At 68.7% G+C, this 23,019-nt stretch carries 24 protein-coding genes and 1 tRNA gene; 7 read left to right on the top strand and 18 right to left on the bottom strand.

Annotated elements, in window-relative coordinates; genetic code table 11:
- Positions 1-16 precede the first annotated feature (16 nt).
- The 4 genes from C492_RS02870 to C492_RS24090 all read right to left on the bottom strand — a co-directional run bounded on the left by C492_RS02870 (position 17) and on the right by C492_RS24090 (position 3,154).
- Complete coding sequence (locus tag C492_RS02870; protein WP_239643379.1) at positions 17-664, bottom strand: dolichyl-phosphate hexose transferase; 648 nt, start codon at positions 662-664, stop codon at positions 17-19.
- 151 nt (positions 665-815) lie between these two features.
- Positions 816-2,450 carry a GMC family oxidoreductase gene (locus C492_RS02865; RefSeq protein ID WP_008420336.1) on the bottom strand — a complete coding sequence of 545 codons (1,635 nt, stop codon included), beginning with the start codon at positions 2,448-2,450 and terminating at the stop codon, positions 816-818.
- Positions 2,447-2,980 (bottom strand): gluconate 2-dehydrogenase subunit 3 family protein, encoded by a 534-nt coding sequence (locus C492_RS02860; RefSeq protein WP_008420335.1) that lies wholly within the window; start codon positions 2,978-2,980, stop codon positions 2,447-2,449. Before C492_RS02860 ends, C492_RS02865 begins: the two co-directional genes overlap by 4 nt.
- 9 nt (positions 2,981-2,989) lie before the next feature.
- A complete protein-coding gene (locus C492_RS24090) occupies positions 2,990-3,154 on the bottom strand; it encodes a hypothetical protein (protein WP_160166959.1) in 165 nt (54 codons plus the stop codon).
- A gap of 6 nt (positions 3,155-3,160) precedes the next feature.
- On the opposite strand from C492_RS24090, the gene C492_RS02855 reads away from it, so the two are divergent.
- Complete coding sequence (locus C492_RS02855; protein ID WP_008420334.1) at positions 3,161-4,798, top strand: ABC transporter permease; 1,638 nt, start codon at positions 3,161-3,163, stop codon at positions 4,796-4,798.
- A gap of 62 nt (positions 4,799-4,860) precedes the next feature.
- Here the strand turns inward: C492_RS02855 and C492_RS02850 are convergent, their stop codons facing one another.
- On the bottom strand, positions 4,861-5,619 hold the full coding sequence (locus C492_RS02850) for an SOS response-associated peptidase (protein ID WP_049892651.1): 759 nt from the start codon (positions 5,617-5,619) through the stop codon (positions 4,861-4,863).
- A gap of 155 nt (positions 5,620-5,774) precedes the next feature.
- On the opposite strand from C492_RS02850, the gene C492_RS25495 reads away from it, so the two are divergent.
- Positions 5,775-5,900 carry a hypothetical protein gene (locus C492_RS25495; RefSeq protein WP_275040317.1) on the top strand — a complete coding sequence of 42 codons (126 nt, stop codon included), beginning with the start codon at positions 5,775-5,777 and terminating at the stop codon, positions 5,898-5,900.
- 273 nt (positions 5,901-6,173) lie between these two features.
- On the opposite strand, the gene C492_RS02845 is transcribed toward C492_RS25495, so the two are convergent.
- The 6 genes from C492_RS02845 to C492_RS02820 all read right to left on the bottom strand — a co-directional run bounded on the left by C492_RS02845 (position 6,174) and on the right by C492_RS02820 (position 10,232).
- A tRNA-Ser gene (locus C492_RS02845) sits at positions 6,174-6,254 on the bottom strand.
- A gap of 47 nt (positions 6,255-6,301) precedes the next feature.
- Complete coding sequence (locus C492_RS02840) at positions 6,302-6,541, bottom strand: hypothetical protein (protein ID WP_008420332.1); 240 nt, start codon at positions 6,539-6,541, stop codon at positions 6,302-6,304.
- A gap of 46 nt (positions 6,542-6,587) precedes the next feature.
- On the bottom strand, positions 6,588-7,799 hold the full coding sequence (gene ilvA, locus C492_RS02835) for a threonine ammonia-lyase (protein WP_008420331.1): 1,212 nt from the start codon (positions 7,797-7,799) through the stop codon (positions 6,588-6,590).
- 247 nt (positions 7,800-8,046) lie between these two features.
- Entirely contained in the window at positions 8,047-8,481 is a 435-nt protein-coding gene (locus C492_RS02830; RefSeq protein WP_008420330.1) for a gamma-glutamylcyclotransferase family protein, read from the bottom strand.
- 60 nt (positions 8,482-8,541) lie between these two features.
- Entirely contained in the window at positions 8,542-9,690 is a 1,149-nt protein-coding gene (gene citZ, locus C492_RS02825) for a citrate synthase (protein WP_008420329.1), read from the bottom strand.
- Between the two features lie 170 nt (positions 9,691-9,860).
- Positions 9,861-10,232 carry a cell division protein SepF gene (locus C492_RS02820; protein ID WP_008420327.1) on the bottom strand — a complete coding sequence of 124 codons (372 nt, stop codon included), beginning with the start codon at positions 10,230-10,232 and terminating at the stop codon, positions 9,861-9,863.
- 175 nt (positions 10,233-10,407) lie between these two features.
- Between C492_RS02820 and C492_RS02815 the strand changes: the two genes are divergently transcribed.
- A complete protein-coding gene (locus tag C492_RS02815; protein WP_008420326.1) occupies positions 10,408-11,157 on the top strand; it encodes a DUF1028 domain-containing protein in 750 nt (249 codons plus the stop codon).
- A gap of 2 nt (positions 11,158-11,159) precedes the next feature.
- Complete coding sequence (locus C492_RS02810; RefSeq protein ID WP_008420324.1) at positions 11,160-11,621, top strand: pyridoxamine 5'-phosphate oxidase family protein; 462 nt, start codon at positions 11,160-11,162, stop codon at positions 11,619-11,621.
- On the opposite strand, the gene C492_RS02805 is transcribed toward C492_RS02810, so the two are convergent.
- On the bottom strand, positions 11,618-12,097 hold the full coding sequence (locus tag C492_RS02805) for an RNA-binding protein (RefSeq protein ID WP_008420322.1): 480 nt from the start codon (positions 12,095-12,097) through the stop codon (positions 11,618-11,620). The two genes, C492_RS02810 and C492_RS02805, sit on opposite strands and share 4 nt — an antisense overlap.
- A gap of 120 nt (positions 12,098-12,217) precedes the next feature.
- Here C492_RS02805 and C492_RS02800 point away from each other — a divergent pair, with 120 nt between their 5' ends.
- Together C492_RS02800 and C492_RS02795 are read left to right on the top strand one after the other, a co-directional pair.
- Positions 12,218-12,508 carry a DUF7562 family protein gene (locus tag C492_RS02800; RefSeq protein ID WP_008420321.1) on the top strand — a complete coding sequence of 97 codons (291 nt, stop codon included), beginning with the start codon at positions 12,218-12,220 and terminating at the stop codon, positions 12,506-12,508.
- A gap of 48 nt (positions 12,509-12,556) precedes the next feature.
- A complete protein-coding gene (locus C492_RS02795; RefSeq protein WP_008420319.1) occupies positions 12,557-13,837 on the top strand; it encodes an RNB domain-containing ribonuclease in 1,281 nt (426 codons plus the stop codon).
- Between the two features lie 251 nt (positions 13,838-14,088).
- Here the strand turns inward: C492_RS02795 and C492_RS02790 are convergent, their stop codons facing one another.
- From C492_RS02790 to mutL, 6 genes are all read right to left on the bottom strand, one after another.
- Positions 14,089-14,538 (bottom strand): Hsp20/alpha crystallin family protein, encoded by a 450-nt coding sequence (locus C492_RS02790; RefSeq protein ID WP_239643378.1) that lies wholly within the window; start codon positions 14,536-14,538, stop codon positions 14,089-14,091.
- Positions 14,539-14,620: 82 nt separating this feature from the next.
- Complete coding sequence (locus C492_RS02785; protein WP_008420316.1) at positions 14,621-16,078, bottom strand: dihydrolipoyl dehydrogenase family protein; 1,458 nt, start codon at positions 16,076-16,078, stop codon at positions 14,621-14,623.
- 46 nt (positions 16,079-16,124) lie between these two features.
- Complete coding sequence (gene kdgK1 / locus C492_RS02780) at positions 16,125-17,081, bottom strand: bifunctional 2-dehydro-3-deoxygluconokinase/2-dehydro-3-deoxygalactonokinase (RefSeq protein WP_008420314.1); 957 nt, start codon at positions 17,079-17,081, stop codon at positions 16,125-16,127.
- 91 nt (positions 17,082-17,172) lie between these two features.
- Positions 17,173-18,237: an RNA 3'-terminal phosphate cyclase gene (gene rtcA, locus C492_RS02775; RefSeq protein WP_008420312.1), complete on the bottom strand. Its 1,065-nt coding sequence runs from the start codon at positions 18,235-18,237 to the stop codon at positions 17,173-17,175.
- 75 nt (positions 18,238-18,312) lie between these two features.
- Positions 18,313-19,587: a S8 family peptidase gene (locus C492_RS02770; protein ID WP_008420310.1), complete on the bottom strand. Its 1,275-nt coding sequence runs from the start codon at positions 19,585-19,587 to the stop codon at positions 18,313-18,315.
- A gap of 385 nt (positions 19,588-19,972) precedes the next feature.
- A complete protein-coding gene (mutL, locus tag C492_RS02765; protein ID WP_008420309.1) occupies positions 19,973-22,138 on the bottom strand; it encodes a DNA mismatch repair endonuclease MutL in 2,166 nt (721 codons plus the stop codon).
- 179 nt (positions 22,139-22,317) lie between these two features.
- On the opposite strand from mutL, the gene C492_RS02760 reads away from it, so the two are divergent.
- A partial coding sequence (locus C492_RS02760; protein ID WP_008420307.1) for a DUF7344 domain-containing protein occupies positions 22,318-23,019 on the top strand: 702 nt, incomplete at its 3' end.

Here is a 23,019-nt window from a genome sequence, read left to right as displayed (position 1 = left end):
CCGTAGCGCGGGTCGACTACCGGAACCGCTCCTCGAGACAGACCGTGACGATCGATTTGGCGATCTCGGCGCCCCCCTGGATCGGGTCGAGTTTCGTCTCGCCGGCGCGCTCGCGGTACTCGATGGGGTGTTCGCGGACGTCGTACCTCCGCAGCAGCGGTCGGATGAGGAGCTCGGCCGAGAGGCCCGTATTTTCGGTCCACTCGATCGACTCGACGACCTCGCGGCGATAGGCCCGCATCCCGGTGGTCGTGTCGTGGACGCGGGTGCCCAGCAGGACGCTCGCGAGCGCGGCGAAGGCGTGGTTACCCAGGCGGTTGAACGCCGGCATCGCGTCGGCGCCGTGGTAGAGGCGGTCGCCGCTGACGACGTCGTACCCCTCGTTGATCAGCTCGAGGAACTCCGGCAGCTGCTCCATCGGGTAGGTGTCGTCGCAGTCGGTCGTCACCACGACGGGACGGTCGGGCTCGAGGATCGCCGCGCGGACGGCGACGCCGTACCCCTGGGGGGGCTGTTCGATCACCGTCGCGCCGTGCTCGCGGGCGATTTCGGGCGTGCGGTCCGAGGAGCCGTCGACGCAGACGACCTCCGCCTTCCCGTCCGTGACGTCCTCGACGTCTGCCAGCACCGTTCCGATCGCCTCCTCCTCGTTGTAGGTCCCCATGACGACGCTGACGTCCTCGAAGGTGTACTCGCCGCCGTCGGTCGCACCGTCGACGGCTCCGTTAGCCCCCGGTCCGGTCCGCTTCTCGCTACTCATTGGCGGTACTCTCTGGCCGCCGCACTTATACTTTTAGGTTAGCCTAAAGTATCGGTTACAGCGACTCGCGAACGTCGTCGGCCGCCTTCAGCGCGAGGGCGGCGATCGTCAGCGTCGGGTTCATCGCCCCGCCGGTCGGGAAGACGCTGCTCGAGGCGATCCAGCAGTTCTCGAGGTCGTGGGTCCGTAGGTCCGGGCCCACCACGCTCTCGGCGGGATCGTCGCCCATGCGCGTCGTTCCCATGTGGTGGTAGGCGGGGCCGGTATCCTCGGGCCCGACCTGCCAGGTGATCTCGGCGCCGAGTTCCTCGAGGATCCGCTCCTGGATCTCGTTGACCCGCTCGACGGTCTCCAGGGCGCGGTCGCCGACCGACCAGTGGACGTCCGGCACCGGATTGCCGCGGTCGTCGGTCTGCTCGGGGTCGAGTGCCACGTAGCTGTCCTCGCGGGGGAGTTGCTCGACCAGCGCGCCCATCCCGACGTGGTTCCCGTACTCCGCGCGCAGGCGCTCGAGGAGGTCGTCGCCCCAGTCGTCGCCCGACAGCGCCAGCCCGACGGGCGAGGGACCGTCGTAGTTGAAGAACTCGAGTTTGAACGGGGCGATCTCGTCGTCGGCCTCGTCGTAGAACTGGTGGGACTCGCTGGTGAGGAAGCCGACGTGGTTCTGCCGAGTTGGTTTGTCGAGGACCCCGCCCGTACCGGCGAAGCAGTGGTCCATGAAGAACTTCCCGACCAGCCCGCTCGAGTTGGCCAGCCCGTCGGGGTAGCGACTCGACTCCGAGAGCAGGAGGAGGCGGGGGGTCTCGACGCCGCCGCAGGCGATCACGAAGGCGTCGGCTTCCTGGCGGCGCTCCTCGCCGTCGGGGGTCGCGTAGACGGCCGCCTCGATCCGCTCGGCGCCGTGCTCGAGGCGCTGGACGGGAACGCGATCGAGCACCGTCGCGCCCGCCGCCTCGGCGCGCTCGAGGTGGACGGTCGCGTCGTACTTCGCGCCGGAGGGACAGACCGGCTGGCAGGTTCCGTAACCGACGCAGGCGCTCCGGCCGTCGTCGGTCTCGGAGTTGCGCGCGTTCGGCACCGAGTGCATCGCGATCCCCAGTTCGTCGCAGGCCTCGGCGAACAGCCCGTCGCTGTAGGAGGGTCGGAACGCCGGCATCGGGTGGGGCTCCTCCCGGGGCGGCGCGAAGGGGTTGTCGTCGGCTCCCGACACCCCGAGTTCGCGCTCCGCCGCCGCGTAGTAGGGACGCAGGTCCTCGTAGTCTATGGGCCAGTCCGTGCCGACGCCGCGGGCGCTCGCGGAGTCGAAGTCGTCCTCGTGGAGGCGCATCACCATCCCCTGCCAGTGCAGCGTCGACCCGCCGACGCCCTTGACGCGGGCGTGGTTCAGCGGGTAGAACCGCTCGCCCGACGACGCGTGGGCGTCCCGTTCCGGATCGCCGTCCCAGACGGCCGGCCGATCGTAGGCGGGTCTGATCGCCCGCTCCTGGCGGGCGAGCCGATCCGCGGGGTCGAACCGGGGTCCGGCCTCGAGGATCACGACCTCCAGGTCCGCCTCGGCGAGCCTGGACGCGACCAGTCCGCCGGCCGGACCCGCGCCGATCACGCAGACGTCGGCGTCCGCGACGGGGGTTCGATCGCGTTCCTCGTCGATGGGCTCCGCACCCTCCGCGGGCGGACGATCGGCGCTCACGCCTCCGGCCCCCGCCGGTACGTCTCGAGCCCGCCCGCGTGACCCTGCGGGTTCTCGAGACCGACCAGTTCGCCCCCCGTCGGCGAGGCGTACAGCGCGAGCAGCAACTCGTTGACGACGTAGTAGCGGATTCGCTCGGCGGTCGTCCCGTCGGGGTCCTCGTCGGCGGTGTCGGCACCGACCTGCTCGAGGACGCGCTCGCGGTCCGCGACCGAAAGCACCGCGAAGGCGTCGCCGTACCAGCTCTCGGCGCGGTCGTCCAACTCCGCGACGGCCTCCTCGAGCGCCGCGGCGTGGGCCGGTTGCTCGAGGCGTCCCTCGAGGAACGTCTCGACGAACTCCCGCGTTCCGGATACCTCGCTCGGGTAGACGACGGCCGCGGCGGCCACCTGCGTTTCGCGGATCCGTTCGGCGTCGACTCCCCCGTCGGCGTCGGGATCGCGCCCCAGCCGACCGACCCCGAGCGCGGCCCCGCCGCCGACCCCGAGCGCGGCGAGGGCGGCGACCGCGTCGCGTCGTGTCAGCTCCATACGAGCGGATTAGGTAAACCTAAACCTTATACTCGTTGGAACGAGATACCCGGGTATCACGACGTCGGGCTTCCCCTCGGCGCCGTCGATCGCGTCCGGACTGTCGTCGACGGCGGCTCGGGGGGACTCGGCGCCGCTGCCGAAGCGGCGGACGCCCGGCGGAAGTTCGTCCACGAACCTATGAGATCTCTCTTACCGCGACGACTGCTCGAACGGACCGACGGCGTCCCGCTGGGGCTGGCGCTGCTGTCAGGCGCTATCGCCGCCGCCATGCTGTTTCCCCTCACCTGGATCGTCGTCGAGGCGACGACCGTCGATCCGACTCGGATCCGCGAACTGGCGCTCCGGCCGGATACCCTCGAGGTGATCGCCAACAGCCTCCTGCTGATGATCGGGGTAACGGTGCTTTGCGTGTTGCTCGGCGTCCCCCTCGCGTGGCTGACGGTCCAGACGAACCTCCCGTTCAGGCGGTTCTGGGCCGTCGTCGCCGCCCTGCCGCTGGTGATCCCGAGCTACATCGGCGCTTTCTCGTTCGTCTCCGCGTTCGGCCCGCAGGGCGAGTTTCAGTCGATCCTCGAGCCCCTCGGCATCGAACAGCTACCGGAGATCTACGGCCTTCCCGGCACCACGATCGTGATCACGCTCTATACGTACCCGTACGTCTACCTGACGACGCGGGCCGCCCTGCTGTCGTTCGACACCACGCTGCTGGACGCGGCGCGGACGCTCAACCACGACACCTGGACGGCGTTTCGTCGAGTGACCTTCCCGCAGGTTCGTCCGGCGATCGTCGCCGGCGCCCTGCTCGCGGCGCTGTACGCCGTCTCCGACTTCGGCACGCCCGCGATCATGCAACTACCCGTGTTTACCAGGCAGATCTTCCTCGAGTACAACGTCTTCAATCGGGGGTACGCCGCCTTTCTCTCCCTGCAGCTGTTGGCGATCGTGCTCGTCGTGCTCGCCCTCGAGTGGTGGGTCCGACGCGGCGAGACGTCCTCGGGCGACGGCGACGGGTCGGCCGGCAGCGATCCCGTCGTCGACCTCGGCGCGTGGCGCTGGCCCGCGACGCTGTTTCCCGCGGCGGTGACCGGCGTGGCGCTGCTGGTGCCGCTGTGGATCCTCGGCCTCTGGCTCGTGACCGCGGATCCGGACGCCCGACCGTCGCTGGCCTTCGAGTTCGAGTACGCGTTCAACTCCGTGCTGGTCGCCGGCGCGGCCGCACTGGTCGCCGTCCTTCTGGCCCTTCCGGTCGCGTACTTCGCGGCGAGGAACGACTCGCCGCTTGCGTCCCTGCTCGAGCGGGCGACCTACGTCGGCTTCGCGGTTCCGGGGGTCGTCCTGGGGCTGGCGCTGGTCGCGTTCGCGACCGACTACGAGACCTTCCGGACCGCCCGCGACCTGGCCACGCCGGCGATCTACCAGACGCTTCCGTTGCTGATCTTCGCGTACGTCGTTCGGTTCGTCCCCCAGGCGGTCGGCTCGATCCGCTCGACGACGCTACAGGTCGACCCGGCGCTGATCGAAGCCGCGCGCACGCTCGGCGAGTCGCCGACGGGTTCCTTCCGGAAGATCACGCTGCCGCTGATCGCACCCGGCGTCACCGCCGGCGCCGCGCTCGTCTTCCTGACCACCATGAAGGAACTCCCCGCGACGCTGATGCTGCGCCCGACCGGGTTCGACACGCTCGTCACCATCATCTGGCGCGCACAGGAGGCCGCCTACTACCAGTACGCCGTGATCCCCGCCTTGCTGTTGCTCGCCGTCTCCGGGCTCTCCCTGGTCGTTCTCCTCTCGCAGGGCGGCCGCGAGGGGCTGTAGCCCCCGACCGCGACGCCCGACGAGCCGGGCTCGACTCGGCGTCTCGGCGCGCCGATCGTCCGCTACGCGGACTCGAGCGGTTCGACCAGCGACGGCTCGTCGGTCGCGGGGTCGTTGACCGCCGTCGAGACCGGATACGCTCGCAACTCGTCGGCGGGATACGGCTCGAGACACGCCCGCGGATCGTCGGCCGTCAGCCACTCCCGTTCCCGGCCGGGCTCGAGGATGACCGCCATTCGGTGGTGGAGTTCCGCGACCAGGTCGTTCGGTTCGGTCGTCACGATCGTAAACGTCTCGAGCGGGCCGTCGTCGGCGTCGTCCTCGAGGCCGCCGCCGAACGCGTCCAGCCCCGTCTGGGCGGTCTCCGGCTCCCAGCGCTCCCACAGTCCCGCCATCGCGAACGGACGGTCGTCCTCGCGGGCGACCCGGTAGGGCTGTTTCCCACCGTTAGATCGGAGATCTGACGAGGACCGCGACTCTCCGACTCGCTCACCCCCGTCGGTCTCGACCCACTCGTAGAAGCCGTCGGCCGGGACCAGACAGCGCCGGGACTCGTAGGCCGCCCGAAAACTCGGCTTCTCGGCGACCGTCTCGGCGCGCGCGTTGATGAGCCCGCCGCTGTCGTCGTCGGCCCACGAGGGGACCAGCCCCCACTCGAGGTGCCGAATCTCGTCGGCGTTCTCGTTCGTGATCACCGGGAGCTTCTGGCCCGGCGCCGCGTTGTACCGCGGCTCGAGCGGGGCTGCCGAGTCGGCGACCCGGGCGTCGAACCGGTCCTCGAGTTCCTCCTGATCGACGAACAGCGTATAGCGACCGCACATGCGACCGAGTAGGCGCTCCGTGAGCAAATACTCTCCACTCGCGGCTCCGTCGCCGACCGTTTCGTCGGCGAAACGGTCGCCCAAGGGCCGGTTTCTTCCCGTCGGCCCTCGGTACGCCACACGTACTCATAGTGGGTCCCGTGATCGGACCGGGTATGCAATCGAACGAGAGTTCGGAGTACGAGGCGCGGTTCAGCGAGGACGGGTTCTTCGAGGTCCGCGAGCGTTCGGATCCCGACCGCTGGATCGCCTGCGATACGCCCGTCGAGATCGAACAGTAGGGCGGCGTCGGCCCCCCGCTCGAGCGACGCACCGCGACGCGCAGTGCTCTCGCCGTTCGTTGTCGTTTCCGGAGTCAAAACCCCTCGCGCCGCGACGCGTCGCTCGTCGGTGTGAAACGCGAAAAACGCCAGGACTGGGATTTGAACTACGTCCGAGAACCTGCTCGCGTTTCCCGCAGAACCTCGGCCTGATTCAAATCCCTTCGTTGTCGTTTTTCGCGTTCGACTGACTCGCGTCGCTACGCGCCGCTCGTCGGTGTGAAACGCGAAAAACGCCAGGACTGGGATTTGAACCCAGAATCCCAAAGGGAACACGCTTTCCAGGCGTGCGCCTTACCGTTCGGCCATCCTGGCTCGAGTTATCCTAGCCGCGTCCGTCGTTTAACTGTTACGAGATAGGGTCACTCCGGGCGGCGTCGGCTCGCCCAGGCCGCGATCCGGCGCTCGAGCAGGAAACTCCCGAGTCCCGCGCCCAGCCCGACGAGGACGGCGACGAGCGCACCCTGAGTGATCGTCACCGGGGGCTCGGCCAGCAGGGCGTACCCCTGGAGGAGCACCAGGAAGGCGAGGGCGCCGACGACCCCCCACAGCAGCGCGGATTTGGCCCGCCGCGAGGACCCCCGCGAGTTCGAGGCTTCCATCGCTTTTCACTCGAGGGTCCGTCCCCTCGCCCTTAACGGCACCGTCCTACGCGAGGACGTCCACCTCGTACCCCTCGTCGCGAAGCGCGGCGAGAAAACGCTGAACGTGGTCGGTGCCCCGCATCTCGAGCTCGAGTTCGACCTCGGTGTCGCTCATCTCGACGTCCCGGGAGGTGCGGTCGTGGTGGATCGCGTAGATGTTCGCCTGGTGGGCGGTGAGGATCGCCAGCAGTTCCTCGAGCGAGCCCGGGCGATCCTTCAGCACCGTCCGGATCTTCAGGTACCGGCCCGTCTCGACCAGCCCGCGGACGATGACGTTGCTGAGCGTGTTGAGGTCGATGTTGCCGCCGCTGAGCACGGGAACGATCGTCTCGTCGGGCTCGTAGTCGAACCGGTCGAACAGCAGCGCCGCCAGCGGCACCGCGCCGGCGCCCTCGACGACGGTCTTCGAGCGCTCGAGCAGGTAGATCGTCGCGACCGCGATCTCGGGGTCGGAGACGGTGACGACCTCGTCGACGTACTCCCGGACGATCGGAAACGTTCGCTCGCCGAGGCTGCGGGTCGCGATTCCGTCGGCGATCGTCTCGACGCCCTCGATGGTGACCCGCTCGCCCTTCTCGAGGGAGGGTGCGGCACTCGAGGCGCCCTCGGCCTGGACGCCGATCACGCGCGCGTCGGGCTTGCGCTCCTTGATCGCCGTCGCGATCCCGCTGACGAGCCCACCCCCGCCGATGGGGACGACGACGGTGTCGACGTCGGGACAGTCCTCGAGGATCTCGAGGCCGATCGTCCCCTGGCCGGCCATCACGTCCTCGTCGTCGAAGGCGTGGAGGTAGGTCCGATCCTCCTCGCGTTCGAGTTCGTGGGCCCGCTCGGCGGCCTCGCTGTAGTCGACGCCCTCGAGGACGACCTCGGCGCCGTAGTTACGCGTCGCCTTGACCTTCGAAATCGGGGCGTGCTCGGGCATGACGATCTTCGCGTCGACGCCCGCCCGCGTCGCCGCGAGGGCGACCCCCTGGGCGTGGTTGCCCGCGCTGGCGGTGACGACGCCCGCCTCCCGCTCCGAGGGCGACAGCGTCGCGATTCGGTTGGTCGCCCCGCGGATCTTGAACGCTCCCGTCCGCTGGCTGTTCTCGAGTTTCAGGTGGACGTCGGCGCCGGTAATCGACGAGTAGGTGTGAGAGTACTGCAGCGGCGTCCACCTGGAGGTGTCGCGGACCCGCTCTTTCGCCTCGAGAATATCCGATAACTGAAGCATACGGTCGACTATTCGGCGCGTACTGTAAGGATTTACTATCGGGAATCGGTGTGTCGGTTACCCCCTCAACCCGATAGACAGTGTTGCCGACGACGGCAACACGACAGGGAATACAGGATCGCACGGCGCGTGACCTGCGACTGTAGTCGCGGGTGGAACGACCATAAAACCCATGCACCCGCAGCGGAAGTGAAACCGCAAGACGGCGTCGGCGTGATCGGGTCGTCAGACGCGGGACGGACGCCCGTCATTCGGGTGTCGTTACCGCGACATCTCGGGCCGAAACGTAGGTCCGAACCCGGCCTTCGAACGAGGGTCCGTCGGGCCAGTCGACTCGGCCGTCGGCTCCGAGCCGATCGGGGTCGCCGACGTAGATCCAGCAGTCGGTGTCGGCGTCCTCGCGGGGGACCGCGATCCGCTCGTACAGCCCCCGATCGACGCCCTCGTACCGGTCGAGCGCCTCGAGCCCGCGCTTGTCGACCGAGAGGAGTCGTCCCTCGGTTCGGCCGCCGGGCGCCAGCGTCGGGTACTCGCCCTCGAGGCGGCACAGCCCCTCGAGGACGGCCGTCGCGCCGAGCTCGTAGCTCGCGTTCGGAGCGCTTCGGAGGACCGCCACGACCCGGTCGGGATCGGTCAGGGTGCCGTAGACGAACACCGTCTCGGTCGGACGCATCGTCGCCATGGAACCGTCTCGGTCCCGGATCGCAAAAGTAGCGCCGATCGCCTCGGAATCGGGTGTCTCCTACCGCTCCTCGAGGGGGACGAACTCCCGGTCTTCGGGACCCGTGTACCGGGCCCGCGGGCGGATGAGGCGGTTGTCCTGCTGGTACTCGAGGACGTGGGCGATCCAGCCGCCGACGCGGCTCATCGCGAAGATCGGGGTGTACATGTCGATCGGGATGCCCAGCTGGTAGTAGACCGAACCGGAGTAGAAGTCGACGTTCGGGGCGATCCCCTTCTCGGCGAGCCCCTGCTCCTCCGAGAGGTACTGCTCGATCGTCGTCGTGTAGTTGTACCACTTGTCCTCGCCCTCCTCGGCGAGTTCCTTGCTGCGCTCCTCGAGGATCTTCGCGCGGGGGTCCTTGACGTTGTAAACGCGGTGGCCGAACCCGGGGATGCGCCGGCCCTCCTCGTTGGCCTGCTCGACCCACTCGCGGTGATCGAGGTCGCTCTCGTCGATCTCCATCAGCACCTCCATGACGTCCTGATTCGCGCCGCCGTGGAGCGGGCCGGAGAGGGCGCTGATGCCGCCGGTGACGGCGCTGTAGATGTCGGCCATCGTCGAGCCGATCACCATCGCGGTGAACGTCGACGCGTTGAGCCCGTGGTCGGCGTGGAGGGTGAGCGCCTGATCGAACGTCTCGGCGGCGAGCTCGTCGGGTTCCTCGCCGGTGAGCATATACAGGAAGTTCGCCGCGAGTCCCAGATCGGGGTCCGGATCGACGGGCTCCTCGCCGAGCCGGTAGCGTTCGAACGCCGCGAGGACCGTCGGCAGCTTGGCGGCGATCCGCCGTCCCTGCCGGAGCGTCGCCTCGAGATCTTCGGGTTCGGCGTCGTCCTCGGGCTCGTACGCCGAGAGCATCGAGACCGCCGTTCGGAGCGCGGCCATCGGCCGCTCACCGGCGTCGGCGAGGCGTTCGACCGTCTCGAGGACGCCGTCGTCGACGGTCCGCTCCTCGTTGAGCGAGGCAGTGAACTCGGCGAGTTCGTCCGCCGTCGGCAACTCGCCGTGCCAGAGGAGATAGACGACCTCCTCGTAGCTCGCGCCGCGAGCGAGGTCCTCGATCGGATAGCCCCGGTAGATCAACCGCCCGGCGTCACCGTCGATCGAGCTGAGTTCCGACTCTGCGACCAGAACCCCCTCCAGCCCTTTCTCGAGATCGTCAACCATACTCGGGCTTTCGTATAGTAATGGAAAAGTATTATCGTTTGCAGGCCGCGGGAACGGGATTCTCGGCCGCGTGGGAGATTACACTCGTCGAACGGGTAGCTCGACGTCTGTCGATAGCGGGCGGGTCGGCAAGGCGGCGGAGTCCGGCGATCGGATCGAAATCCCGCCCGTCAGGAGTCCTGTCCCAGCTTCGTCCGATTGATTCGCACGCCTGCGGGGGTGACGATGATCTGGTCGTCGCCCTTACGGACGATGTCGCCGTCGACCTCCTGGGCGACCTGGCGCAGCTCGTCGACGATGTGTTCGACCGTGCTGTCGTTGGTCCGCAGCCGGGTGATGTCCGCGAACACGATATCGCCGTCGTAGACGGCGTCCTTGATCGCGACCGCGTCGGCCTGCCCGGCGATCTCGGCGATCCGGACCTGCGTTCTGGCCTCGGCCGACTCGGTCGAGACGTCGTCGAGGTTCAGTTCGACGTAGTCGCCGGTGGTGGTCGAGACCTGTCCGCCGCCACCGCCGACGATCTTATCCATAAATCCCATTGACGGTATCCTGCGCGGCCGCGAGTATAGTTCTTACGTCAGACGAGTTGGCGGGAGCCGCCGCGTCCGCGGCGGGCCGACGACGCCGAGCTGTTCGGGTCCGGCCCGTCCGTTTCCCGACGAGGACCCTGCCGGAAACCGCCGTTTTTTGCCGGATCGGACCGTGCGACCGACCATGACGTTTAGCGTCTGCGTTCGCGAAGCCTACGAGACGCCGGACGGGGAGCGCCACGATCGGTTCGGGGTCGCGGTCACGACCCGCCTTCCGGGGGTCGGCACGCTCTGTCCGTTCGTCAGCGAGAACGGCGCCGTCGCGACCCAGAGTCTGGTCAACGTCTCCCTCGGACGGGACGGGATCCGCTACGTCGACGACGGACTGGCCGTCGACGACGCCCTCGAGGCGCTTCTCAACGCCGACGACGGCGCGTCCGAGCGCCAGCTCCACGGCGTCGGCGCCGGCTCGACGTTTACCTTCTCCGGCGAGGACTGCGAGGGCTGGTTCGGCGACCTGGCGGGCGACCACTACACCGTCGCCGGCAACATGCTCACCGGCGAGTCCGTGCTTCAGGCGGCCGCCGACGCCTACGCCGAGAGCGCGGTCCACGAGACGACCGACGAGACCGCGGGCGCGGGGATCGGCGCCGACCCGCTCGCGAAACGGCTGCTCGACGCTCTCGAGGCGGGCCACCGCGAGGGCGGGGACAAACGCGAGGAGCTTTCGGTCCAGAGCGCGGCCGTCGTCGTCGAGACGACCGAGGACTACGAGTTCACCCCGCCGTACAACGACCTGCGGGTCGACGCCTCCGAGTCGCCGATCGACGACCTGCGGGAAACGTACGCGCTGGCGCTGGCGGGCTACGAGGACACCCTGGAGCGGTACGCGGACGCCTTCGAGTCCGACTCGCTGGAGGAGGCCGCCGAGTAGCCGTGCGGATCGTCGAGAACACCCTCGAGTGCGACCTCGCGGCGTTCCTCGAGCGGCCGCTGTTTTGCTTTTTGGCCCAGCGGTCGGGCGACGGGCCGCGGATCTCGCCGCTGTGGTTCCTGTGGGAAGACGACCGGGTGTGGATCGTCGCCCGACTCGAGGAGCGGTCGTACCCCGGGCGCGTTCGACGCGACCCGACGACCGCGCTCGCGATCGTCGACTTCGACCCCGGGACGGGGCGGGTCGAACACGTCGGCATGCGGGGCACGGCCTCGCTCGAACCCTACGACGAGGATCTGGCCGAACGGCTCTTCGCGAAGTACCTGGGACCCCGCCGCGTGGAGTGGCCCGAGGGGTTCGTCGATCTGGATCCCGATCGGTACCGGCTCCTCGAGTTCGTCCCGGAGACGACGGTCGCGAGGGATCAGTCGTACCCCGCCCCGAGTCGGACGGAGCGTCGCTAGCCCGAGAACTCGTAGAGGTCGTCGCCGACGTGGTGCAGCGAGTCGACGACCTTCCCCTCGTCGCCGGGCATCTCGGAGCCCTCGACGCGGGCCCGGCCGACCGCGAGCACCTTCCCGTGGGACTCCTCGGCGATCAACACGAGGTCGTCGGGGGAGATGTCGTCGGTGGCTTCGGTGATGCCGGGTCGCATCACGTCGGCGCCGTCGCTGACGAAGGAAATCGCGCCGCTGTCGACGGTGACGATTCGCCTGTCGGGATCGTACGCGTTCGCGCCCCGAACCGTCAGGAACGGCTCCTCGTCGAAGAAGGCGACCTGGGGCTCGCCGTCGATCAGGACGACCTCCCAGTCGGTTTCTTCGAACTCGACGCGCTCGTAGGTGTCGCCCGTCGGCGAGACGCCAAGCTGCTCGGACAGCATCTCCTCGATCTCGGAGATGGCGTCGCTGCGGAGGTGGTGTCGAGACTTGACCTGCATACCCCCAGAGTGGGTCGGTCGGCGTATAAAACGACCGTTCCCGTGGCCGATCGATCCGCGGAATCGCGTCGGCGACGAGCCGTAGCAATCGCTAAGTGGATACGCGCGCTCGTCGGACGTATGTGGTTCTCTCGGAACCGCGACCCGCCGGTCGTCTGTCCCGCCTGCGGCTCCGAGATCCCCCGGTCGCGGGCCCGCGAGTACGACAAGTACGGCGACCGCTGGGATCGCGAGGACAAGCGCTTCGAGTACCTCTGTAAACCCTGCTACGGCGAGCTCTGTCACTACCCGCGGGACGGCCTCGAGGACGCCCTCGTCGAACTCGAGGCCGACCGCCACCCCTGGGAGACGGTCGTCGACCGGTACCTGCGGGCCCTCGAGGAGCGGGACGAACCGCTCGAGGAATCGTAGCGTTTCCGTCCCGACACGACTTTCACCCCGACGTTCGTAGGCCTCGCCATGAGCGACGACGCACAGGCCCAGGCCGGCACGGCCGAGGGCCAGGGTCCGGTCGAGATCTCCGAGGAGGTCGCGCGCCACCTCGAGAACAAACGCGAGGAGCTGTTCGAGAAGTTCGAGATCCGCGACGAGTTCCCCGAGGCGGTGCTCGAGGAGGCCCGCGAGCGCACCGAGGGCGTCCAGGCCGAAATCGAGGACGAAGTCGACGAGCGCGAGGACCTCCGGGAGCTGACGACTTGGACGACCGACCCGATCGACGCCCAGGACTTCGACGACGCCCTGTCGATCAAGGAGCGCGACGACGAGTACGTCCTCTGGGTCCACATCGCCGACGTCACCCACTACGTCCACCCCGACTCCGCGATGTGGGACGAGGCCGTCGAGCGCGCCAATACCGTCTACCTGCCCGGGTACACGATCCACATGCTCCCGCCCGTCCTCGCGGAGACGGTCTGCTCGCTGGTCCCCGACGAGGATCGACTCGCCCACACCGTCGAGATGCACCTCGACAAGGAGAACCTCTCTTACGAGACCATCGAGATCTACAAGTCCGTCATCCGCTCGGACGAGCGGCTCACCTACACCCAGGCCGAGAACCGCCTGGAGGATCCCGACGCGCCGTTACACGAGGAGAACGTCCTCGTCCACGAGGTCGCCGATCAGATGCACGAACAGCGCAAGGAAGACGGCTCGCTCGTCCTGAACCCCGCTCGCGACCGCGCCCACACGATCATCGAGGAGTGCATGCTGAAGGCCAACAAGGCCGTCACGCACACGCTGATGTGGGACCGCGGCGTCGAGGCGATGTACCGCGTCCACCCCCAGCCCAGCCCCGACGAGTGGTCCGAGGCGCTGCGGGAGATCCAGGATCTCGAGGGCGTCTCGATCCCCGGCGACAAGTGGGACGACCCCCGAAAGGCGGTCAACGCCACCCTCGAGGAGGCGCCCGGCCGACAGCTCGACAAGATCCAGTGGGCGGTGATGAAGGTGATGCCCCGCGCGAAGTACATGAACGACCCCTTCGGCGGCCACCACGCGCTGAACTTCGAGATCTACGGCCACTTCACCAGCCCGATCCGACGCCTGTCGGACCTGATCAACCACTGGATCGTCTACAAGAACGACGTTCCGGAGAACCTCGTCGAACTCTGCGATCGCGCCAGCGACAAGCAAAAGGACGCCGAGCAGTGCGAACGCGAGTACAAGCAGTTCCTGCAGGAGGTCGGCCTCGACCCCGCGGCCGTCAACAACCGCGGCATCGAAGTGGTCGAGGAGGCGTAGCTACACGCCCGCTCCGTCTCGAGGTCGACCGACGCGTCCTGGATGGGTGCCGACTGGCGGTTCGGTGTGGTGCTGGCCCGATACTCACGAACTGAGAACCTGACAAGATGTTTTATTGAATAATATATAAGTACGGCTGGAGTCTGGACCCCTGTCACACGCTCCAGGACTCCCTTTTCCCCGGTGGCGGTTCGGAGAGCTGCGTCCCGCGCCGGGCGGAACTTCCGAACGGCCGATGCGTCCGGCGGCGACTACTCGATGTCGATTCGGTGGTCGTCCCCGCCGTCGTCGGCGATCGGCAGCCGGACCTCGAGAACGCCGTTGTGGTACGTCGCCGAGATTTCGGCCTCGTCGACGGCCGTCGCGACCGGGACCTGTCTGGCGACCCGTCGGGAGCGACGCGCCCGGTAGCTATCCGACCCCTCCTCGGCGTCGGCGTGGGCGCGGACCGATAGCACGCCGTCCCGGAAGGAGAGGTCGATGTCCGCCTTCTCGAAGCCGGGCAGGTCCATCACGAAGACGTACTCGTCGTCCATCTCTTCCAGGTTCGCCACTCCGTGGTCCATCGCGGTCGAGTCGGCGGCGTCGCTCCCCTCGAGCGCCGGCCGAGCGAACCCGCGGTCGTCGGCCGGGAACTCCGCGTCCCAGCTCGAGCGGAACTGGTCGAACATGCGGTCCATCTCGCGGAACATGCGGTTCATTTCGTCGAAGGATCTCATAACTGATCGAGAGATATAGGACACAGTTAATAATAAGGATTGCGAGAACAGCGGTAGCACGCCGCTACAGCGCCAGATCGCGGGCGTCGGTGTCGTCGACGCAGTCCTGCTCGTCGCCGAGTTCTTCGCAGGCCTCCCGGAGCAGCCCGTCCAGAATCTCGGGCGTCGTCGGGTGGTAGGCCCGTTTGGGCACCTCGCGGACGTCGACTTTCATCTCGACGAGCACCTGCATCGTCTTGGCCATCACGTCGGCGTGGAGGTGCAGGCCCTGGTACCCCAGCACCGTTCCGCCGTCGGCGTCGACGACGAGCGTCGCCCGCCCTTCGGGGTGGCCCTTCGTCTTAAAGACGCCGTCGTCGCTCGCCTCGCGGGTGACGACGATGGTCTCCATCTCCGTCTCGGCGGCCGTCTCGGGCGTGTGGCCGATGCGGGCGAACGGGTACGTTCCCAGCCCGGAGAAGATCACGTGGTGGGGAACGTTCGCGTACCGCTCGCACTCCTCGCCGCGGGCGTGGCTGACGACGTTCTGGGCGGCCGCGAACCCCTGCTCCTTGGCGACGTGGAGGATCGGTTCGCGACCGTTCGCGTCGCCGACGACGAAGACGCGGTCGTCGTCGGCCGCCTGCATCGTCGACTCGACCCACCCTTCCCCGGGCTCGAGACGGGTCTCCTCGAGCCCCAGTCCGTCGAGGTTCGGCCGCCGACCGGTAAAGCAGTAGAGGTGGTCGGCCTCGAGCACGCGCTGTTCGCCGTCCCGCTCGGCGTACAGCCGGACGCCGCCGTCGTCGGTCCGCTCGAGCCGTTGCTCGTCGGTGTTGGTCAGCACCTCGATGCCGAACTCCTCGCGGTAGCGTTCGAGGACCGTCTCGCCGTACGCGGGCTCGAACTCGTCGAGGGGGTGGTCGTCGTGTTCGATCACGGTGAGGTCGACCCCGCCGACCTCGCTGAGGTAGGGCGCGAGCTCGAGGCCGACGTAGCCAAAGCCCATGACGATCCCCGAGTCGGGAAACGCGGTCGCGTCGAGGACGTCGGCGCTGCCCGAAAAGTCGACCTCGTCGATCCCCGGGAGGTCGGGAACGTCGAGCGTCGATCCCGTCGCGACGACGACGTAGTCGGGGTCGATCCGCCGACCGTCGATCTCGAGGACGCGATCGTCGACGAACCGCGCGGGCTCGCGGAGGAGTTCGACGTTCTCGCGCTCGGCGAGGTCGTGGACGTGCTCGCGGCGGTGCTCGGCGAACCCCGAGATATGCTCGTCCTTACGGGCGACGACAGCCTCGGGATCGACCTCGGGGACGCCCTCGAGGCGGTCGTCGTGGCGCGCCCGGAACCGGTGGTCGGCCGCCGACAGAACCTCCTTCGAGGGCATACAGCCCCGCAGAATACAGAGCCCGCCGCCGGGGTCGCCGTCGTCGATCAACGTCAGTTCGAGGTCGGACAGCCCCTCGGCTCGATCGAGCAACCCGTCGGCGACGGCGACGCCCGCGCTCCCGTACGCTCCGACGATCGCGACGTGAACCATACCAGGGATACGAACGACGGGCAAAAAGAGATTCTGCAGTCCGACCCTACCGCGAGATCTCGCTTTCGTCCTCGGCGACGACCGCCTCGACCTCCTCGCGGGTGACCAGGGCGACGTCGCCGGGGATCGTCCGCTTGAGCGCGGCCGTCGCCGCGGCGTACTCGAGGGCGGTCGCCACGTCCTCGCCCTCGAGTCGGCGGGCGAGGAAGGCCCCCGAGAAGGCGTCGCCGGTGCCGATCGGGTCGAGCGTCTCGGTCTCGTAGCTGGGCTGTTCGACGACCTCGCCGCCGTTCCAGGCGAGGGCGCCCTCGGCGCCGCGGGTGACGATGACGGTCTCGAATCCGAACGTCCCGGCCAGCTCGTCGGCCAGCTCGTGGGCCTCACCCTCGAGGCCGAGCACGTTCCGTGCGTCCCGGGCCGCGACGACGAGCACGTCGATCGACGGGAACAGCTCCCGCAGACACTCGTCGGCTTCCTCGGGCGACCAGAGTTTCGCCCGGTAGTTGAGATCGAAGGCGGTCTTCGTCCCGCTCTCGGCGGCCGTCTCGAGCAACTCGGCCGTCGTCTCCCGCAGCGTTCCCGACAGCGCGGGCGTGATCCCGGTCGTGAAGAAGAGTTCGGCGTCCTCGATCAGCGCCGTGTCGATCTCGGCGGTTTCGGCGGTCGTGACCGCGGCGTCGCTCCGGTCGTAGACGACGTTCGTCCCGCGGGGTTTGCCGCCGTGCTCGAGGTAGTACGTTCCCTGCCGACCCTCGTCGCTCCAGACGATCTCGGTGTCGATGCCGTAGCGCTCGAGCTCGCCGACGACGCGCCGACCCAGCGGCGAGTCGGGCAGCTTCGAGGCCCAGGTCGCCGACGCCGACCCGAGTCGCTGGGCCGCGATGGCGACGTTGCTCTCTGCGCCCGCGGCGCGGACCTCGAACTCGGTCGCCTCCTCGAGGCGTCGCTGATCGGGCGGCGAGAGCCGTAGCATCGTCTCGCCGAAGGTAACGATCTCGCTCACGCTACCGCCCTCCGATCGCTCCCGTCGGTACTCGCTGACGTACTCATGTGCGGGTGATCGATCGGCTGCGGTTAAGGTGTGTCGTTCGACGCTACGGCAGGTCGGGCGACCGCGAGACGACGGCACCCTCCTCGCGGCGCTCGAGATCGACCTCCCGACCGAACGCCTCGAGCAGCGCCCGGCTGGTTTCGACGTGGTCGGTCTCCCGGGGGACCCGAACCCGTCCCCCCGCGAGCGCGAGAAAGATCAGGAGCTGGTCGCCCATGTGGCGGTCGACGGCCGCGTCTCCCTCGAGGAACCGGTTCGCCGCGTCGGCCGCGTCCTCGCCGACTCGCTCCGCGGGTTTGCCCCGCTCGCCCAGCGCGTCGAACCCGGCGATCCCGGTACCGTGGTCGACCCTGATCACCAGCGCGGAGCCCGGCGAGGGGCTCTCGGCGGTTCGTTCCTGGCGCTCGAGGACCTCGAGCCCTCCGTCGTCGGCGTTTCGGCCGGCGCCTGCGAGATCGAGTCGCTCGAGGGCGCCCTCGAGCTGGCGGTGGGCGACGTCCCGATCCGCGAGCGACGCGGATTCGGTCGAGTACAGCCGCACTCCCTCGAGGTCGCCCCGCCGCTCGAGCGCCAGCGGCTCGAGGCTCGAGGGGCCGATCCGCAGCGTCGCGCGACCCCCGCCGTCGGGGTAGAACCCGCGGCGATCGACCTCGCAGGACGCCACGAGCCCGTGCGCTCCGAGCAGCGGGAGCTTGATCTGCCTGAAGTACTCGAGGGGTGGCGACCACTCGACGTCGGTTCCGCCCGTTGCGGTGACCGACAGCGGCGCCTCGAGGACCGTCGCCAGCGGCAGGAGGGCGTCGAACAGCAGCGTCACGCTCCCGGCCGTACCGATATCGACGGCGTAGGAGCCGCCCGCGAGCCCGCCCGCGCCCGCCCCTCCGGGGTCGAATTCGACCGTCTCGGCGCCGAGTTCGGCGCCCGACACCTCGGCGTCGCAGATCTCGGCCATCGTTTCGAGGACCGCCAGGTGTTGGTTGCCGAGACCGGGATCGTCGCGGTCGCCGCGGACGTTCTCGACCCTGATCGGGACGTCCTCGAGCACGGACAGCGTGAGTGCGGTTCGAAGGAACTGCCCGCCCGCGCTCGAGCCGTCGAGTTCGCGCATGGGTCGGGGTACGGGCTCGAGTCACCTACCGCTGCCGAACGAAAAGAGCGTCCTGGAACCGTTCGAACCGTCCGTTCAGATTCGCTGGACCGTGCTCAGCGCGTTGATGCGTCCGGCGCCGAACTCCGAACTGCTCTGCCCCTCGCCCAGCTCCGCGCCGTGAGCGATCTCGTTCTCGACCTGGTTGGCGTTCATGTCGGGCTCGAGTTCGCGGACGAGTCCGACCAGCCCGGCGACCTGCGGTGCGGCCATCGAGGTGCCCGCCTTCCAACCGTACCCTCCGTTCGGAACGGTCGAGTAGACGAGGTTCGTCGGGTAGGGCCACTCGACGTCCGCGTCGGGATCGACGGTTTTCTCCTCCGTTTCGTAGCCGCCTCCGGGCGCCCCGACCTCGATTTCGTTGGTGCCGTAGTTCGAGTAGAACGCGAGTTCGTCGTTGGGACCGCTCGCCGAGATCGTCATCGCCCCCTGAACGGTGCCCGGGAGGTAGAAACGTCCGCCCTGCTGGAGGTTCGTTTCGGCGTTTCCGGACGAGACCGTCTGGACGGTACCGCGACTGACGACATCTTGCATCACCTTCTGGGTGGCCACGCGCGTGCCGTCGCTGCTCGCCTCCGGCGGGAACGGCCCCGCCCCGAGGCTGAAGCTCGCGGCGTCGGCGCCGATCCGGGCCGCGTAGTCGGCCCCGGCGAGAACGTCGGCGAACGAACTGCTGTCGTCCCCGAGCACCCGGACGGAGACGATCTCGGCGTCGGGGGCCGTACCCGTGACGCCGACGTCGCCCGTCGCCGCCGCAGTTCCAGCGACGTGGGTCCCGTGGTCGCCGGCGGCCGGGCCCATGTGGGGAGCCTCCTCGCCGCCGCCGACGAACGAGACGCTCAGCTCCTCGTTGAAGTTCTCCTCGAGATCCGGGTGCGTGCCGTCGACGCCCGTGTCGGCGATGACGATTCGGGTCCCCTCGCCGGTGGCGTAGTCGTGGGCCGCGAAGGTGTCGGTGATCTCCTTGTCCCACTGGAGGTCGGTAAACGCCGCGTCGTCGGTCGTCTGTGGTTCGGCGCTCTCGACGGGGTCTGCGAAGTCGACCGCGAAGTTCTCCGTGACACCGCTGACGCCCGACACCGACTCGAGGTCGCCCTCGGCGTCCGCCGGCCCGGTGACGATCGAGACCGATCCGCCCGCGAGCTCGCGGGTGACCGCAAAGCCGGCGTCCTCGAGTCGTCCGCTCGAACCGCCCGTAACGACGTACGTCGTCCCCGAACTGGCGCTTCCCGAACCGAGCGCCCCGATCGACAGTCCCGCCGCGGTGATCCCTTGCAGTACCCGCCGCCGAGTTTTTGCGTAGTTCGTCATAGCAGCAGCAAAGTCGATCATGATTAGTAATGTAATCGTTGTGGAACCGGTGATCGACAGGGGAAAACCTATCGGTCGGAAGAATCGAATTTTGGAAAATTCCCGTCGGGAGTCGGCTTTCACACGGGGACTGGCTCGCGGACGGCGCTACCGCGAACCGCGACGGTGCGACGCGCGATCGGTCTCGAGGCGGTCGCGCTCGGGCGCACCCATTCCGATGAAAAACCCGAGGTACAGGCAGAGTACCGCCAACCACCCGACGACTATGAGAATAACACCCATCTTTCAGCAAAGGTTACATTCTCACAAGTGTATAAGTACTTTCTGCCAGAGGGGTCGCTCGCGTGTCGATCCGGACCGTTCCGCGCTGCGATCGCGAGCGGTCCTACCCGCGGTGGCCGGGGTAGTCCCGCTCGAACCGGTCCTCGATCTCGCCGTCCTCGAGGCGGACGATCACGGGCCGACCGTGCGGACAGTTGTAGGGATTCTCGCAGTCGTCGAGCGCCGAGAGCAGGTCGACGACTGACCCCTCGGTCAGCGAGGTGTTGCCCGTGATCGAGGGGTGACACGCGAGGTCGCCGAGGAACTCGTCGGCCAGCGCGTCGATCGTCTCCGCGCCGGCCTCGCGGTCGCCCTCGACGAACGAGGTGAGGACGTCCCGGAGTCGGGGGGGCTCGAGGGTCTCCTCGAGGACGGCGGGGACGGTCGTCACGGCGACGGTGCGGTCGTCGACGCGGTTCGCGTGGAAGCCGAGCCGAGCGAGGGCCTCTCGGTAGCTCTCGAAGGCCTCGGCCTCCGCGGCGGTGAGCTCGAGCTCGACGGGCGAGGCCAGCGACTGGGCCGCGGGGTCGTCGGCGAAGGCCTCGCGCAGGCGCTCGTAGTTGACCCGTTCGTCGGCGGCGTGCTGGTCGACGAGGACGAGCCCGTCGGGAGCCTCGCAGACGAGGTAGGTGTCGGCGTACTGGCCCAGCACCCGCAGCGCGGGCAGCGTCTCGAACTCCGTGCCCTCGCCGTTGGCGGCCTCGCCGCCGAGCGTCCGCTGCTCGGTCGGGCCCGAGAACCGACGCTCGCGGTCGTCGTCTGCCCCGGGAGCGACGTCGTCCTCGGGTCCCGTCGGATCGTCGTCCCGGTCGGGAGCCGTTTCGGGATCGGTCGCGGTCCGCTCCTCGACGCTGCGGGCCCCGCGGGGAGCGTCCGCGTTCGACTCCTCGACGGTGTCGCGCTCCTCGACTCGAGGAGTCGGATCGTCGCTCGGCGGCGCCGACTCGGGCCCCGTCCCGAGATTGCCTGGCGCCGTCGACTCCGGTTCGGATTCCGCTCCGGCGTCGCCGGGCTCCGGTAGCTCCGTCGCGGAATCCGGACCGGTCGTCCGTCCTCGAGGGTCTGTCGCCTCTCCCTCCTCGATGGACGAGTCCGTGGTCGCGGGTCGACCCGTCGATCCCCCGTTCCCGCCGGGCTCGAGGCGCGTTTCCTCGGGCGCCGACCGACCCCGGGGGGCCCGCGAGCGCAGCAGGCCGTGCTCGAGCAGCGCCGACTCGACGGCCGAATCGACCTGCCGGCGCACGGCGTCGTCGTCGCCGAAGCGGACCTCCCGCTTGCGGGGGTGGACGTTGACGTCGACGGCGTCGCCCGGAACCTCGAGAAAGAGCGCGACGAAGGGGTAGCGGTCGCCGCCGAGCTGGGTCCCGTAGGCGCCCATGATCCCCTCGCGGACGGCGTCGGCCGAGACGGCCCGCCCGTTGACGTACGTCGCGAGGTACTCCCGGCTCGAGCGGTTCGTCTCCGGGTGCGAGACCAGCCCGGTGATCGACTCGACCGGTCCGACGGGGAGCTCGTCGCCGTCGGCCTCGACGGGAATCATCGACGAGGCGACCTCGCGGCCGTACACCGCCAGGACGGCCGCCTGCAGGTCGCCCTGCCCGGTCGTCGCAAAGACCTCGCGGCCGTCGTGGGTCAGCGAGACCGCGACGTCGGGGTTCGCGAGCGCGTAGCGGGTCACGACCCGGTTGACGTGGGCGAACTCGGTCGCGGTCGTCTTGAGGAACTTCCGGCGCGCGGGGGTGTTGTAGAAGAGGTCCGCGACCTCGACGACGGTTCCCGCGGGACAGCCCGTCGGCTCGACCGAAACGACGTCGCCGCCCTCGTAGACGAGCTCGGTGCCGACCCCGTCGTCTCCCTGCGGACGGCTCCGGATGGTCAGCTTCGAGACCGAGCCGATGGTGTGGAGGGCCTCGCCCCGGAAACCCAGCGTGGCGATGCCGGACTCGAGGTCCTCGAGGCCGTCGATCTTGCTCGTGGTGTGCTGGCGGACCGCGGCCCGGAGGTCGGCCTCGCCCATCCCGTCCCCGTCGTCGGCGACCCGGATCAGCTCGGTCCCGCCGTCCTCGACGGTGACGTCGACGCTGTCGGCGCCGGCGTCGAGGCTGTTCTCGACGAGTTCCTTGACGGCGCTGGCGGGTCGCTCGACGACCTCGCCGGCGGCGATCCGGGCGACGGTGTCCTCGTCGAGCCGGCGGATATCGGTCGCGTCGGTGGTGGTGTCGTCGCTCATGGGTTCGGTTCGATCGGCGGTCGCCCGAGGCGTCGGGCGCTCCCGCGGAACATACCGTTCGTACTCAGAGCGGGCGGTTAGGTCTTACGCGTCCGCCGACCGCCGCGACGTATATTCCGTGAAAACATTAGAGAATTAATACGTTCGTTTTTACTCACTGTATCGACAAGTTCCGGGCGATGGACCCGAGGGAAGCGCGGCTACTCCGGTTGCTCACGGACGCGACAAACAGGGCGGTCGTCTCGATGTTGAACGGCGTTACGGAACCGATCCCCGCGACGGTGATCGCGGAGCGACTCGTCGAGCGGGAGGCCACGCCGATCCCGGCAGCCGGCGAGGATCGGCTCGAGCGGACGCTCGTCTCGTTGCACCACGACCGGCTGCCCCGGCTCGAGGAGGCCGGCCTGCTCGAGTACGATCGCACCGACCGAACGGTCGCCGGAACGGGGTACATCGTCGCCCCCGAGTGGGACGGGATCGACGCGCTCGACGAGTTGCTCTCGGGGTTCCGCGTCGGGACGGCGGACGACGAGGGAGACGTTGGGGTCCTCGAAGGTCGCGAGGACGTCGCTGCGTACGGACGCGAGCTGATCGACGGGGCCGACGACGAGCTGTTCGTGCTCGCCGCCGCCGCGGTCCTCGACGACGGCTTCTTCCAGCCCGCGAGCGACGCCCTCGCTCGCGGTGTCGACCTCCGCATCGGGACGGAACGCGAAGCCGCCAGGACCGTCCTCCGGAACCGGCTCCCGGAGGCGACGGTCTGGGAACCGCACTCGCACCGACCGGCCGACCCCTCGAGCCGTCCGGGCGTCAGTCGCCTCGTGGTTGCGGATCGGGAGGCGGTCGTAGTCGGGCTCTCGAGCGGGACGGCGGGCGGAGCG

Source organism: Natronococcus jeotgali DSM 18795, assembly GCF_000337695.1.
GTDB classification, from domain to species: domain Archaea; phylum Halobacteriota; class Halobacteria; order Halobacteriales; family Natrialbaceae; genus Natronococcus; species Natronococcus jeotgali.
The sequence above is the reverse complement of the archived record's forward strand: the minus strand, read 5'-3'. Positions and strand labels throughout refer to the sequence as shown.